Origin of the sequence: Emergencia sp. JLR.KK010, assembly GCF_037018265.1 — a bacterium.
GTDB classification, from domain to species: domain Bacteria; phylum Bacillota; class Clostridia; order Peptostreptococcales; family Anaerovoracaceae; genus Senimuribacter; species Senimuribacter intestinalis.
The window spans coordinates 159,277-174,811 of record NZ_CP143550.1 but is presented as its reverse complement, the minus strand read 5'-3'; the positions used below and the strand labels follow the sequence as shown (position 1 = coordinate 174,811).

General features: G+C 43.0%; 12 protein-coding genes. 11 read left to right on the top strand and 1 reads right to left on the bottom strand.

The features are described from left to right. Position 1 precedes the first annotated feature (1 nt). On the bottom strand, positions 2-703 hold the full coding sequence (locus tag V1225_RS00755; RefSeq protein ID WP_160202889.1) for a helix-turn-helix domain-containing protein: 702 nt from the start codon (positions 701-703) through the stop codon (positions 2-4). Between the two features lie 206 nt (positions 704-909). Between V1225_RS00755 and V1225_RS00750 the strand changes: the two genes are divergently transcribed. The 11 genes from V1225_RS00750 to fusA all read left to right on the top strand — a co-directional run bounded on the left by V1225_RS00750 (position 910) and on the right by fusA (position 15,494). After that, a complete protein-coding gene (locus V1225_RS00750; RefSeq protein WP_338547211.1) occupies positions 910-2,154 on the top strand; it encodes an MFS transporter in 1,245 nt (414 codons plus the stop codon). Positions 2,155-2,174: 20 nt separating this feature from the next. Continuing rightward, a complete protein-coding gene (locus V1225_RS00745; RefSeq protein ID WP_160202887.1) occupies positions 2,175-3,380 on the top strand; it encodes an amidohydrolase family protein in 1,206 nt (401 codons plus the stop codon). Positions 3,381-3,395: 15 nt separating this feature from the next. Next, the gene (locus V1225_RS00740) at positions 3,396-4,793 is read left to right on the top strand and encodes a sodium:solute symporter family protein (RefSeq protein WP_161909348.1); all 1,398 of its coding nucleotides are present in this window, start codon (positions 3,396-3,398) and stop codon (positions 4,791-4,793) included. Positions 4,794-5,378: 585 nt separating this feature from the next. Then, positions 5,379-6,782: a Na+/H+ antiporter NhaC family protein gene (locus V1225_RS00735; protein ID WP_161909349.1), complete on the top strand. Its 1,404-nt coding sequence runs from the start codon at positions 5,379-5,381 to the stop codon at positions 6,780-6,782. A gap of 12 nt (positions 6,783-6,794) precedes the next feature. Next, positions 6,795-7,823, top strand: a complete 1,029-nt coding sequence (locus V1225_RS00730) for a uroporphyrinogen decarboxylase family protein (protein ID WP_243151104.1) — start codon at positions 6,795-6,797, stop codon at positions 7,821-7,823. A gap of 17 nt (positions 7,824-7,840) precedes the next feature. Then, positions 7,841-9,616, top strand: coding sequence for a sigma 54-interacting transcriptional regulator (locus tag V1225_RS00725; protein WP_338547208.1), 1,776 nt, complete (start codon positions 7,841-7,843; stop codon positions 9,614-9,616). An 8-nt stretch (positions 9,617-9,624) separates the two neighbouring features. Next, complete coding sequence (locus V1225_RS00720; protein ID WP_338547206.1) at positions 9,625-10,881, top strand: L-serine ammonia-lyase, iron-sulfur-dependent, subunit alpha; 1,257 nt, start codon at positions 9,625-9,627, stop codon at positions 10,879-10,881. A gap of 19 nt (positions 10,882-10,900) precedes the next feature. After that, positions 10,901-11,794, top strand: coding sequence for a cation diffusion facilitator family transporter (locus tag V1225_RS00715; protein ID WP_251614288.1), 894 nt, complete (start codon positions 10,901-10,903; stop codon positions 11,792-11,794). Positions 11,795-12,039: 245 nt separating this feature from the next. Then, a complete protein-coding gene (gene rpsL / locus V1225_RS00710; protein WP_160202881.1) occupies positions 12,040-12,456 on the top strand; it encodes a 30S ribosomal protein S12 in 417 nt (138 codons plus the stop codon). A gap of 456 nt (positions 12,457-12,912) precedes the next feature. Next, positions 12,913-13,383 carry a 30S ribosomal protein S7 gene (rpsG, locus tag V1225_RS00705; protein ID WP_160202880.1) on the top strand — a complete coding sequence of 157 codons (471 nt, stop codon included), beginning with the start codon at positions 12,913-12,915 and terminating at the stop codon, positions 13,381-13,383. Positions 13,384-13,424: 41 nt separating this feature from the next. Continuing rightward, positions 13,425-15,494 carry an elongation factor G gene (gene fusA, locus V1225_RS00700; protein WP_160202879.1) on the top strand — a complete coding sequence of 690 codons (2,070 nt, stop codon included), beginning with the start codon at positions 13,425-13,427 and terminating at the stop codon, positions 15,492-15,494. The last annotated feature ends 41 nt before the right edge of the window (positions 15,495-15,535 follow it).

Below are 15,535 nucleotides of genomic sequence, written 5' to 3'. Positions count from 1 at the left end.
TTTAGGTTTGCAGTATTTTGAATATATGCCTTTTCTTTAGCTGGTTCAATTCATCACGTGTTGGAGCTGTGAGTGCAGTGGCTTCGGTGAGGTCGGTAAGAGGATTCTCGGTAGCGATACATTTGCTGACAAAGGAATCGTATCGACCAAGGGAAAGACTGCAGAACAGACCAACGATAATTGAAGATGTACCAAAATTGCTGGTAAGATCCAGAACCAGCAAATCATTTTTATTTGCAGTATTTGCGAGGAAAATCCTCTGGGATGAATCGAAAGTCTGCACTGTTCCTGTGTAATAATAGGTGCACTTAGCAAAATCGGTGGGGTCGACTACACGCCCATAAAAGGAAGCTTTTTCTTGATTTATGGTCAAGATGTTGACCTCTTTGTTTTTTTTCTGTATGAGAGAGGGTACGTACACATAATAGATTTTTCCTGGTTGTGAAGAACCGGGTGTTTCTTGTGATAAATTCTCAGTTGGAAGTAAATAGTCCATGTCAAGAAGCTGTGAAATATGAACATCAAGATTCTTTGCAATAATAATGAGTGTTTCCACATCAATTGATACTTCCCCACGCTCATATTTTGAAAGGGAAGATTTACTTTTGTTAATGAGTAGAGCAAATTCTGCCAAACTGTAATGTTTTTGTTTCCTGTAGTGACGAATGCGCTGACCAAGTATACTGCGTATTGTTTCTTCCATGCTGTACCTCCGCAAAGATTTCATATAATTGCTTTTTTCTCTGAAATAAAGTAAAACTCGTAAAGTTTTTTATTAGTATAGCATATTTTATGCAAAAAATCCAATGTTGTTGGAAAAAAGTGCAGAAAATAGTCGTAGAATGAAAATACCGTTTTTTGAAAAGGAAAAGGAAGTTCTTTATAATGATAGAAAATTTATTATAAGGAGTGATTATTTTGAAAGATCGAAGAAAGTATTTCATTGTGTTTTTATTGACCCTGTCTACTTTGTGCTATAATTTGCCCTATTTAAGTTCGACTTTTTATACGCAATTTTTGGAGGCATTTCATTTATCTAATCAGCAGGCGGGGATGCTACTGACGATGTTTTCTTTTACAGCAACGCCGGGATATCTGCTGGGTGGTATTTTAGCAGATAGATTTTCACCGAAAAAGCTGGTCGTCATTTCTCAGCTTTTGACGGCAGGTCTTGGAATTCTAATGACTTTTGCACCAAACTACACGGTGTTAATCGGATGTTACCTCGGGTTTGGCGTATCGACAACCTTCATTCACTGGTCGGCATACTTGAAATTGGTTCGTGCACAGGCAGATGAAAACGAAGAAGGAAAGATGTTTGGATTCTTTGAAATGTGTGCAGCAATTGTAGGTGCAATTATGAGTTACGGTGTGCTGGCGGCACTGTCACAGTTTGCAGAAAGCATGGGATTCAGATATGTAACGACAATTTTTGCCGTTGTAATTGCGATTGTGGCTATTTTAATTATGGTGCTGGTGAAGGATGTAAAGGGCTTAGAGTCTAACGATGATTTCAAGTTTTCTATGCTTGGAAGAGCGCTGGCGCATCCGGTGACCTGGTTGAACGGGTTTATTGTTATGGGGTTGTTTATTGTGATCTCTGGTGCAACATATCTCAACCCGTTTTTATCTGGCTTGTTCGGTGTATCTGTGACTTTCAGTACAGCTTTTGCAATTGCAAATCGTTCGGTGGTAAGAATCATCCTCTCGCCGCTGGGAGGGCTTCTTCTGGATAAGTGCCGCACGCCTAAATTCTTGATTCTGGTTTGTATCGCTATAGGTATTACGATTGTGGGTCTGCTGTTTGTTCCGCATCAGGAATCCAGCAAAACAATTGCGGTGATTTTGAGTATTGTACTTATCAGTGTAATTGCGCTGAGCCGTTCCGGTCTATATACTCCGATTCCTGAAGCGAAGGTTCCTTTTGAAATTACCGGAACTTCTATGGGTATTGCTTCAGCAGTAGGCTATTCAACTGACCTGTGGCTGTATAATTTATGTGGAAAATGGCTGGATACAAAAGGCGCAGATGGATATAACAACATTTTTATTTTGCTGATAGTTGGTCTTGGAATTGTAGTGGTTTGTGCAGTGTTGCTGCATTTATATGAAAAGAAAAATCACTGCTTTGAATCTGAGCGGGCAGTGATGTAAGGATTTGGAGGGAATGTGATATGAAAACTTTAGTTTTGAAAAATTGCAGACTGATTCCCTATTTGACTGAGGGATTTGTGGTTCAAGAAAATCAACTGGCAGATGTTGTGATTGAAGACAAGAGAATTAAGACGATTCTTCCGGCGGGAACTGCCTTTGAGGGGGATGTTGACATACTGGATGTCAAAGGAGATACTCTCATGCCGGGTATGTTGGATTTACATATGCATTTTGATTTTACAACGATGGACGTTTTGCAGATTAAATATCGCAGTGCGGTAAAAGAACTAGTGGAAGGAATTGAATATGGCTTTGATTATCTGCGCAGCGGTTATACTACGGTTAGGGACTGTGGCTCTGCATTTAATCTGGGCGTAACGCTGCGTGACATGTATGCTAAGGGAACTATCATGGGTCCGCGTGTGATTGCTTCCGGCCATTGTAACACCCCGACTGCACCGGGCAATGCAGAATTCGGACCACTTTATAAAGTGTTTGACGATGTGGCTGACGCAAGAAAAATTGTGAGAGAAGATATTGAAGCTGGCTGTGATTTTGTCAAATATATGGCAACTGGTGCAGTTATGAACATCGGTGGGGATCCTGGAGCTATGATCTGCTCTTTTGAAGAACTGAAGGCACTTTCCGATGCGGCGAAAGAACAGGGAACTTATGTAGCGGCTCATTGTCATGGAAAAAAGGGCATTATGGCATGTGCGGAGGCAGAAATAGGCAGTATTGAGCATGCTTCCTACATTGATGATGCGTGTATCGAGACATTATTAGCGCATGGAAACCAGACTTTCATCGTTCCAACTGTGGAAATTGCATATTCCATGTTGAAGGATTTGACGGGAAATACGCCTGCGTTCATGCATGAACGTTCTATAGAAATCATGGAGCATATTTCGGAGTATATGACAAAAGCCTATCGCGCCGGAATTAGGCTTGGTTGGGGTACGGATGCAGACAGAGTTACTTTTAATGAATTCCCTGGGTTGGAATTTATTGCCAGAAAGGCGGCGGGATTTTCTAACGAAGAGCTACTGAAGATGGCGACGGTGGACAGTGCAGCTCTTGTAGGACTGCAGGAGAGTATTGGAACCGTAAAAGAAGGCAAATTGGCTGACTTAATCGTAATGGAAGGTGAGCCTGATATAAATATTGAGGACATGAAAAAACTACCCAAATATGTATTTAAGGAAGGTAAATTGTTTGTCGAGTAAAGAAGGCTGTGTAGAATGATGAAGACGATAGACTATATTTTTATGGCTCTGCTACTTGCAGCTGTTTTAATTGTTGGTCACTGCTCCAATCGCAAACTTTCGGATTCAAGTGATTTTCTGACGATGAATAAAGGCTTGAATAAGCTGCAAACCGGACTGTCTATGGCGGCGACGGATTTTGGCGGGAGCGGACTGGTTGGCGCAGTAGGGTACTGCTATCTGATGGGGATGGGCGGCATGTGGTGGAACCTTGCCGCTGCGCCAGGATTCTTACTGATAGGCTTTGTTTTGGCGAAAAGGCTCAACGGTTTGAACGGACTTACTGTACCGGATTATTTGGGTAAACGATATGGATTGAGCGTAAAGTACATTACCAGTGTAATGCACATCTGTGCGTCTGTTGCTGCACTGTCGACACAGTTTACGGTTTCATCTGTAATGCTTAACACGTTGACTGGTTTAGACGTGCGAATTACACTGGTAATCGGAATGCTTATTACATTGTTTTTGACTAGCGGGGGTTTGAGAACTGTTGTTAATACAGACATTTTGCTGTTCTTTGTTATGGTGGCGGCTGTTTTTACGGCAGTACCTGTGACAATCAGTGCAGGTGGAGGCCTTGGAGAAATAACGAGGAGTTTGCCGGAAGGATTTATGTCGATCGGCAGTATAGGCATATGGACGCCGTTGTCCTGGGGGATTTTGTTTGGCATCTCTTATGGGACCAATCAGAATTATATACAACGAATTGTATCTGCAAAAGACGGCAGTACGGCAAGATTTGGGATGCTGTTTACTGCAGGATTTTATGTTGTGGTTTCGGCAGCAACGGGGTTAATTGGTGTAAGCGCTGTGTCGCTTCTTCCAGAGATAACAGACTCGAATATGGTGTTTTCGACGCTTCTTGTTAAAGTGCTGCCTGCAGGCTTTGCGGGGATTGCAGTTGCTGGTGTTTTCGCGGCGACGATTTCGACCAGTACTTCGGTATTGCATGCGGTTACAGTGCTTAGTGTAAGTGATGTTCTGATGCCGATCGTGGAAAAGAGAGAAATAGAGCTGAGTGACGTGAAACTATCGAGGGTTACGACAGTTGTTATAGCGCTGATAAGTCTTGCTATTTCGTTGGCTTTTGATAATATCATTGCGGTGCTATATACATCCGGTTTATTTTACAGTTCGGCAGTTTTCCTTCCGATGCTCTTGGGATTGTACACGGATTGGGCGACGAAGAAAGCGGCGATTGCCAGTGTGGCAGGCTCAATCATTTGCGGACTTGCATGGGAGTTTTTTGTCTTAGGCAAGGTGTCGATTCTTGGAAAAATTCCATCGGTTTTAGTTAGCTTAGCTGTCAGTGGAATTTTGCTGTATGGTGTTTCGATGGTCTCAAAGGATAAGGCGTCGATAAGCAAGTAAAAAATTACGCGATTTTGCAGCGAGTCTATCTGGATCATTACACGGGAAATCCGGCGGCGCACCTATATCTGAATCTTGGATTTCAGTATGAGGGTGTGCTTCGAAAAAACTGCAGAAAAAACGGGGTACTTTATGATGTGCACTTGATGTCTATGTTGGCAGAGGAATATTTTGAGAAATATGGGAAATCGATATAAAAAGCGAATGACATCATGAAATAGGAAGTCTAAGCCATGGTACGGCTTTGCGTCCAGAAGAAAATATCCCCGTACACCTAACCGGCACGGAAAGAATCCCGAGGCAGAAGTCTTGGGATTCTTTTTTCTTTTTGGCCGAGAGAGAAACCCTTGTTAATTATCAATATGATAAAAATGAATTAATATATTGAAATATTTACAAAAATTTATTAGAATGATAATTAAACCTTTCCTGATTATCAAAATGATAATCAGGAAAGACAAAGAAAAAATCGATACGGAAGAAATCTTCGTTTTGTAAGGGTTCAAGGAGATGGCACAATAATTGCTTTATAAATAATAAAGGAACTTGTCTACAAAACAGCGCATAATCTTAAGGAGGAATGAAATGGAAACTTTAAATGACAAGAAAAGCAGAGTTCCACATACGTATGTCATTATTTGCGGATTTGTAATCTTAATGGCAATTTTAACGTACGTTATCCCTGCGGGTAGTTACAGCACAGTGTTTAATGAGGAAATCGGGAAAGATGTCATTGATCCTAATTCGTTTGAATATGTGGAAAAATCACCGGTTTCGCTGCTTTCACTACTTACTTCTGTCACACTTGGAATGCAGGGCGTGGGAGACGTTATTTTCTTCGTATTTATCATTGGTGGATCCATGGAAATCATCAATGCAACCGGTGCAATTGAGCATGGTGTGGGAACCTTAGCCAGAAACAAATTTATGGGCAAGTTTTTTATCCCAGTTTTCGCTTTTGTTTTTGGTCTGATGGGCGCAACATTCGGTGCATCTGATGAACTGGTGGTATTTGCACCTATTGGAGTAGCAGTAGCCCACGCTTTTGGATATGATGCCCTTACTGGTCTGTCAGCAGTTACCCTTGGTGCAGCATGCGGATTCAATGCAGGATTTTTAAATCCATTTTCTACAGGTGTTGCACAATCTATTGCTGAGTTACCAATGTACTCCGGCATCGAACTGAGAATTGTTGTTTTTGTGATCATGTTTGCTGTGACAGTCTGGTATATCATGCGCTACGCAAAAAAGGTGAAGGCAGATCCGAAAGCCAGCATTGTCTACGGATGCAGATGTGAAACAGAAAAAGAAGATGTGGATATTTCTCAGATCGCGAAGATGGGAAAAAGAGATGTTGCAATTATGCTTCTGTTTGTAGCCGGAATCATATTCATGGTATACGGTGTATTCAACTGGGAGTGGTACATTGATGAAATGTCAGGTATTTTCATTGCAGTTGGAGTGATTGCCGGAATCATCGGTGGATTGAATCTGAACAAAATTGCAAATACTTTTGTTGAAGGTGCGGCATCACTGACTTTTGGCGCACTGGTAACAGGGTTTGCGAAAGCCATCGTAATTGTTATGGAAGAAGGTCAGATTATGGATACCATCATTCATGCCCTGAGTCAGGCTGTCATTGCGCTGCCTACAGGCATCTCTGTAGTCGGCATGTTTATTGTGCAGATCATAGTAAACTTTTTTATTCCATCTTCCACAGGGCAGGCGGCAACCATTATGCCGATTATGATTCCGCTTTCTGATATTGTGCAGGTTACAAGACAGACTGCAGTACTTTGCTTCCAGTTTGGAGACGGTTTCAGCAATTCTATTATTCCGACCTCCACAGTACTGATGTCCTATCTGGCAGTAACGAAGGTTCCGTACAATAAGTGGTTCAAATTTATCTGGCCGCTGATGCTGATCTGGATCTGCATAGGTGCAGTGATTCTGATTGCGGCAAATCTGATCAATTACGGACCGTTTTAAAGGAGGGACAATATGTGTAGCAGAACTATGACAAAAACAGAACGCGTCAAAGCGGCAGTCAACTTTCAAGAAGTAGATAGAATTCCTTTGGGGCTCTGGCCACATCACACGGATGTGGATCAGGACTATGTGAAACTGGCCGATAAACAGTTTGCCTTTTACAGAGAAACAGATATTGATTTTGTAAAGCTGATGCCTTTTGGACTTTACACGGTAGAAGATTACGGATGTAAAATTGAAAAAATATGTCAGCCGGATCAGTGGCCGCGAATCGTAGAAGCGTTTATAGAGACGCCGGAGGACTGGGAAAAAATCGTGCCTCTTGACGTGACAAAGGGCACCTACGGCAATCAGCTGAAATATGCGGAAAGAATGCTGCAGCTTATGAAAGAACACCAGGATGAGGCGCCGGTGATTCACACCATTTTCAGTCCAATCACTACATTGTACAAGCTGTTGGGCGAAAAGAAACTCTTTGAGGAAATCGAAGCGCATCCGACACTGGTGCATCGTGCGCTGGAGCAGGTTACGGAAACTACAATTGCCTTTGTAAACGAAAACATCAAACTTGGCGTCAGCGGGTTTTTCTTTGCAAGTCAGCTTGCAAACTACAGATTTATGACGGACGAAATGTATGATGTATTTGGTGAGCAGTATGATTTGAAAGTCATCGGTGCATATGCAGACCGAACCTGGTTCAACGTAATTCACGTACATAGCTTTACACAGGAAAAAGAGAAGTCCATGTTTGAAAGACTTGCAAACTACCCGGGCACCTGTCTCAACTGGCATGACAGATGGGTGGGACCGAGTTTGGCAGAGGCTAGAAAATACACGGACAAATGTCTGATTGGAGGCATTAATGAAGAGCAGTATTTCAACAAAACTAGCTATCAAAACGTATATGGACATATTCGCGAGGCAGTAGAAATGGCAGGCAGAACTGGATTCATGCTGGGACCGGGGTGTACCATCTACGAGGATACACCACTTGAAAATTACCTGGCTGCGAGAATTGCGGCAACCAAGTACGGTAAATAATATGTAGGGGAAGACGTATGACAGAGTTAATGCACATTAGAGAATATGCTTTCGCAACGGCGAAAACCATTGCATCTGTAATCAACGAAGAGGTAGTCATCTGTGATAATGAGATGAATCTTTTAGGTGACAGCAATTGCAGCAGTCCTTCGGAACTGACTGATATTTCTGTGACGAAACAGTCAATTATGCTCAATGCAATGGCACATAAGACAACGATTGTCAGCGAGGATATTAAGCATTCTTTAAAGGGATGCAGCCTGTGCGCGAATTTCAGAACCTGTGATATTCACTCTATCATAGCTTTTCCTTTATTGAAAAATGACGTTGTAATAGGGTGCATCGCACTTTATTCCAAAGAAAAAAGACTTTCCGGCGATAAAAAAGAACGCGTAGATCAGTTGAAGAATTTTATTTCAAAGATGTCAGAGCTGCTCATCAGTAAGCTGGACGAAAATCAGGAAAACTATGAACTGTCTGTTGTAAAAAAGCAGCTGCAGGCAGTTGTCGACCATATCGGCAGTGCAGTGGTATGTATTGATAACGTTGAAAGAATTATTTATGGGAATCAGATGTTTAGGAAGCTTTTCGGCATCGGACCGAAGATGCCTGAAAGAATCACAGATATTCGCCAACTTGCAGAATGCAGCGAACTGATGAAGAGCCTATACCACGTAAACGGAACCTTCAGCAAAGAGCTGTCCTTTTCGGACGGAAAAACTGAAATCAACCATGAAATGGTTACGGTTGTTTCCATCAACGATGAGGGCACACAGGTAGGCAGCGTGATTTATTTTCGGGACAGCGAAAAGTATTATGAGGAAATCAACCGAGTCACCAATGCATCTTCAGAAATGACATTTAAAGATTTGATCGGTAAAAGCAAACCGATTCAGAATCTGAAGATGCAGGCGCAGAAGATTGCCAACAGCTTATCGACCGTTCTGATTCAGGGAGAAAGCGGAACGGGAAAGGAAATCATAGCAAGAGCGATACACAATGCAAGCAGAAGATCAGCGGGACCATTTATTTCTGTCAATTGTGCAGCAATTCCGGATAATCTTCTTGAAAGTGAACTGTTTGGGTATGAAGAGGGCGCATTCACCGGCGCGGCAAAGGGTGGGAGAATCGGCAAGTTTCAATTGGCAAACAAGGGGACTCTGCTTCTCGATGAAGTTGGAGAGATTCCGATTCATCTGCAGGCCAAGCTGCTTCGTGCCATTCAGGAAAAGAAAATACAGAGAATCGGTTCAAATGTTGATATCGCAACAGACATAAGAATTATTGCGGCAACCAATCGAAATCTTGAAGAGATGATTGTGTCCGGTGCATTCAGAGAAGATCTGTTTTACCGTCTTAATGTGATTCCGATTTATGTGCCGGCATTGCGGGAGCGGAAAAGTGACATTCCTTTTCTTGTGGATACCTTTATAAAAAAATACAATGAAGTGCTGAACAAAAATATCAGCAGATTTTCCAAAAAAGCGATGAAAATGCTGGAGACGTACGACTGGCCGGGGAATGTACGGGAACTGCAGAATGTTGTAGAATACTGCGTAAACATTTCCAATAGGAGGGTGATAGAGCCTGACAGTCTGCCTGCGCGTGTAAAATGTGAGAGAAAAGAATTTTCTATAGAGCATTCGGCAGAGATAAAGCCGCTGAAGGATGTAGAAAAGGCCTATATCGATGAGGCAATCCGTGTTTACGGTGATACTACCGAAGGCAAGCAGAAAGCTGCAGATGCGCTTGGCATCGGAATTGCGACATTGTATAGAAAACTGAAGGAGTGAACAAACATATGAAAAATGCATATATTAGAATATTGGAAACGGAACTGATGCCCGCCATGGGGTGTACAGAACCTATTGCGATTGCATATGCAGGGGCAGTCGCCAGAAAAGTACTGGGAAATGTTCCGGAGAAGGTGTTGGTTCGCTGCAGCGGAAATATCATCAAAAATGTGAAAGGCGTGATTGTGCCATCCACGAAAGATATGAGAGGCATAGAGACCAGCGCACTTTTGGGCGTACTGTGGGGAAACCCGGATGACAAGCTGGAGGTTCTGAAGGGCATTACGGAAGAACAGGTTGCGACAATGGTTCAGTATCTCGAAAAGGGCATCTGTTCTGTAGAGTTGGCTGCGGGTGTTGAGAATCTGTACATTGATATGATTATTTCTGACGGCACCCACTGTGCGGAGGTCGTGATTTCGCAATGGCATACAAACATTGTCAAAGTTGCCAGAGACGGACAGTCGATTCTCGAAAGCGAAAGTGAGTCCTTCCATGATTTCGAGGAAGAGGAAAAGATTATGGATCTGAAAGGAATCTATGATTTTGCCAGAGAAGGCGATATTGCGGAATTGATTCCATACATAGACCGTCAGATTCAGTATAATAAAGCGATTTCTGAAGAGGGCATAAAGAATCAGTATGGTGCAAACGTGGGAAAAAGCATTCTGAAACACAGACACCATGAGATTCGTGAAGTTGCAAAGGCATATGCGGCAGCAGGCTCTGATGCCAGAATGGCAGGTTGTGAACTGCCGGTAGTAATCAATTCAGGCAGCGGAAACCAGGGGATCACCGTATCTGTTCCCGTTGTTAAGTACGCAGAATATTTAGGTGTAGCGGATGAAAAGCTGTATCGCGCGCTGATTCTCAGCAATTTAGTAGCAATACATATCAAAAGAGGGATCGGAAAATTATCAGCTTTTTGTGGCGTCGTGGGGGCTGCCTGCGGTGCGGGTGCTGGTATCAGTTTTCTGTATGACGACTCTTTTGATGTGATTTCCAATGGTGTGATCAACACCCTGGGAAATGTTTCGGGTATCGTATGTGATGGTGCGAAAGCGTCCTGTGCTGCAAAGATTGCATCTGCCCTAGATGCGTCAATTATGGCCAGGGAACTTGCCATAGATGGCAGCAGATTTCAGGATGGAGAAGGGCTGGTTGAAGAATCCGCCGAGGAGACCATTGAGAACATATGGAGACTGGGAAAAGAAGGGATGAAGAATACTGACACGGAAATATTGAATATGATGATTTCCAATTAATTTTGAGGAGCTGAAAAGTATGGAATATAAAAAAGATGACGCCAAACAAGTAATCATTCGTGTTTCCAATGTGAGTCTTGTATGGAATATTTTGTTGGCGTCAGTCAAGCTGGTGGCTGGAGTCATTGCCAATTCCCATGCTATGATTTCTGATGCAATCCATTCCGGTTCAGACGTTTTGGGCACAGGACTGGTGATTTTAGGCGCACATCTTTCTGGAAAAAAGGCAGATAAGGAGCATCCTTACGGTCATGAAAGAATGGAATGTGTCATTGCGCTGCTTCTTGCAAATATACTTGTACTGGCTGGCATTGCAATTGGATATGCAGGGATAAAAACGGTGCTTTCTATCAGAGCTGGGGCAACTGTTGCAGCGCCCGGAACCCTTGCGCTTGCAGCGGCGGTGGTGTCCATCCTTGTAAAGGAAGGTATGTACTGGTATACGATTATTGCAGCTAGGAAAATCAATTCGGTTTCTCTGAAAGCGGAAGCTTGGCACCACAGATCTGATGCATTCTCCTCTGTGGGCAGTTTGATTGGAATTGCCGGCGCTCGTATGGGATTTGCAGTTCTGGATCCTATTGCAAGTATTGTAATTTGTATTTTTATTATCAAGATTGCTGTAGATATTTTCCTTGAGACTGTGGATAAAATGGTGGATAAAAGCTGCGATGACAGCATCATACAGAACATGGAGCAGGAAATTAAAAATGTGCAGGGTGTGGTCGATATTGATGATATCAAGACGAGACAATTTGGTGCGAAAATGTATGTAGATGTGGAAATTCAGGTAGATGGCGAACTGAGCCTTAAGAATGCGCATACGATTGCAGAAGACGTCCATGCGACGATTGAGCGCAGTGATGAGAATATCAAGCATTGTATGGTTCATGTAAATCCTTCTTTGAACTGAAGGTGGATGGCATTATATACTTTTTAGGGGTTTCACCTGTGTGTCTAAACGGAATAGAGATTTTTAGAAGTCAAAGATTGTTCCCACACCTTCGGCTAAATTTGCAGCAAAATCAGGAATAATTTCCTTGCACTTGGAAAAAATATGTGATAAAATATTAGAGCGTTTCGAATGAAATTGACCCTAGAAGTGATTTAGGGTCAGTTTGATTGTGAAAATAAAGTTTAAAAAGAAAGGAGAAACGAATGCCTACTATTAACCAATTAGTACGTCAGGGCAGAACCAGTTCTGTTAAGAAGTCAACCGCTCCTGCTCTCGGTAAGGGTATGAACTCTTTAAGAAGAGTAGCAACTAACACCAACTCACCACAGAAGAGAGGCGTGTGCACTTCAGTTAAGACTGTAACCCCTAAGAAGCCGAATTCCGCTCTTAGAAAGGTTGCCAGAGTACGTCTGTCCAACGGTATCGAAGTAACCGCTTATATTCCTGGTATCGGTCACAACCTGCAGGAACACAGCGTAGTGCTGATTAGAGGCGGAAGAGTTAAGGACCTCCCAGGTGTGCGTTATCACATCATCAGAGGTACACTGGACACTGCCGGCGTAAACAACAGAAATCAGGCTCGTTCCAAGTACGGTGCTAAGAGACCTAAGAAGAAATAAGAATATTTCTTACAAGTAAAGAATGAATCGGGAATAGAAAGAGCCCTTAATATATATAATATTGATGCTGGCAGGATGTACAGCCTCTGGCATGGTACGACAGGATATTAAGTGCGCTCGCGGCTCCTTGGAAGGAAGTCGAGTACCCCCGTAAGACTGGACGCCTATTTAATTGCAGGGCGATTCCAGAGTAATCCTGCGCTTTTGCGTATGGGTGAAGAGAATGTGCAATTAGAAAATCAGTTAGAACAATTGTGCAGGTAATTTCAATGATAAGGCAAGCCTTATAGAAAGAGGAGTGGCATGAGAGAAGAGCATACTCTCGCGCCGATAATTTCGCATAAGGCTAGGCGCGCAGGAGGAGCATGAAGCGCCGCGTACTTAAGTACGGTAGCGAATGCGACGAGTGCAGCAACAACGCCTTATGCGAAATTATCAAGCGAGGAGGGAAGAGAAGTGCCAAGAAAAGGTAACACACCAAAACGTGAAGTACTTCCAGATCCAGTATACGGCAGTGTTGTTGTAGCAAAACTGATCAACAGCATCATGCTTGACGGAAAGAAAGGTACAGCACAGTCGATTGTATATTCCGCCTTCGATAGAATCAAGGAAGCAACCGGCGAAGAACCTTTGGAAGTATTCGAAAAGGCAATGAACAATATCATGCCTGTTTTAGAAGTAAAAGCAAGAAGAATCGGTGGTGCAAACTATCAGGTTCCTATTGAAGTAAGACCGGAAAGAAGACAGACTTTAGGTTTGAGATGGCTGACGAAGTACACCAGACTTAGAGGCGAAAAGACTATGTCTGAAAGACTGGCAAAAGAATTAATGGATGCAGCAAATAACACTGGCGCATCTGTAAAGAAGAAAGAAGATACACATAAGATGGCAGAAGCTAACAAGGCATTTGCACACTTCAGATGGTAATTTCACTTTCTTCAATTTCATAAAAAAATGGAGGAAATGTAATGGCTGGTAGACAGTTTTCACTTGAGAAAACAAGAAACATTGGTATCATGGCGCACATCGACGCCGGAAAGACCACTACCACGGAGCGTATCCTTTTCTATACAGGAAGAACCCATAAGATTGGCGAAACCCACGACGGTGCAGCTACAATGGACTGGATGGAACAGGAACAGGAACGTGGTATTACAATTACCTCTGCAGCAACTACAGCACAGTGGAAGAACCATAGAATCAACATCATCGATACCCCGGGTCACGTTGACTTTACAGTAGAAGTAGAACGTTCCCTGAGAGTACTGGATGGAGCAGTAACTGTACTTTGTGCAAAGGGCGGTGTTGAACCGCAGTCCGAAACAGTTTGGAGACAGGCTGAAAAGTACGGTGTTCCTAGAATGATTTTTGTAAACAAAATGGACATTTTAGGAGCAAACTACTTCAGAGTAGTTGACATGGTTAAGGACAGACTGAAAGCAAATGCAGTGCCTGTTCAGCTTCCTATCGGTGCGGAAGATAGTTTCGTTGGAATTATCGACCTGGTAGAAATGAAAGCAGAGATTTACAAAGATGAACTAGGACAGGAATTTGAAATCACTGAGATTCCTGACGATATGAAGGAACTTGCCGCAGAATGGAGAGAAAAATTAGTAGAATCCGTTGCTGAATGTGACGAAGAACTGATGATGAAATTCCTGGAAGGCGAGGAACTGACCGTAAAAGAAATGAAAGATACCATCAGAAAGCAGACGATTGCCTGCGAAATGGTTCCGATGCTTTGCGGCAGTGCATATAGAAACAAGGGCGTACAGATGATGCTGGACGCAGTCATCGACTATATGCCGTCCCCAGTTGATATTCCGCCTATTAAGGGTGTTAACCCAGATACTGGAGAAGAAGACGTAAGACACGCTGATGATAACGAACCGTTCTCAGCACTTGCATTTAAGATTATGGCTGACCCGTTTGTTGGTAAGCTGGCATTCTTCCGTGTTTACTCCGGTACACTGGATTCCGGTTCCTATATCTACAACTCTACAAAGGGTAAGAAGGGCAGAATCGGAAGAATCCTGCAGATGCATGCAAACAAGAGAGAGGAAATCGACAAGGTTTACTCCGGAGATATTGCTGCTGCAGTAGGTTTGAAAGATACTACAACTGGTGATACACTTTGCGATGAAAAACATGAGATCATTCTGGAATCCATGGAATTCCCAGATCCAGTAATCGAAATCGCAATCGAGCCTAAGACCAAGGCAGGTCAGGAAAAGATGGGCATTGCGCTGGCTAAGCTGGCAGAAGAAGACCCAACTTTCAAGACCTATACAAACGAAGATACCGGACAGACAATCATTGCTGGCATGGGAGAACTTCACCTGGAAATCATCGTAGACAGACTGTTGCGTGAATTTAAGGTAGAAGCAAACGTAGGTAAACCTCAGGTATCCTACAAAGAAACTATTTCTTCCAACGCTGATGTTGACCACAAGTATGCTAAACAGTCCGGTGGTCACGGTCAGTATGGTCATGTTAAGATCAAAGTTTATCCGAGAGAACCGGGTGCAGGCTTTGAATTCGTCAACAATATCGTCGGTGGTGCAATTCCTAAGGAATACATCCCTAAGATTGAAGACGGTATCAAAGAAGCGATGGAAAACGGTCCTATTGCAGGATATCAGGTAGTAGACGTTGGTGTAGAACTGTACGATGGTTCCTATCACGAAGTCGACTCCTCTGAAATGGCATTTAAGGTTGCCGCTTCCATGGCATTCAGAGAAGCAGCTAAGAAGGCAAAACCAGTTCTTCTGGAGCCAATCTTCAAAGTTGAAGTTACAGTTCCTGAAGAATATATGGGTGATGTAATCGGCGATATCTCCTCCAGAAGAGGAAGAATCGAAGGTTCTGACATGAACAACGGCGTTGTTGCAGTAAGAGGTATGGTACCTCTGTCCGAAATGTTCGGCTATGCAACCGACCTGCGTTCCAAGACTCAGGGTCGTGGTGTATATGTAATGCAGATGGACCACTTCGAAAAATTGCCTGACAGCTTAGTTGAAAAAATTGGAAATAAATAAAATTATAAATTAACCTTTAGCGGTCTGTCCTTTCGGACTAG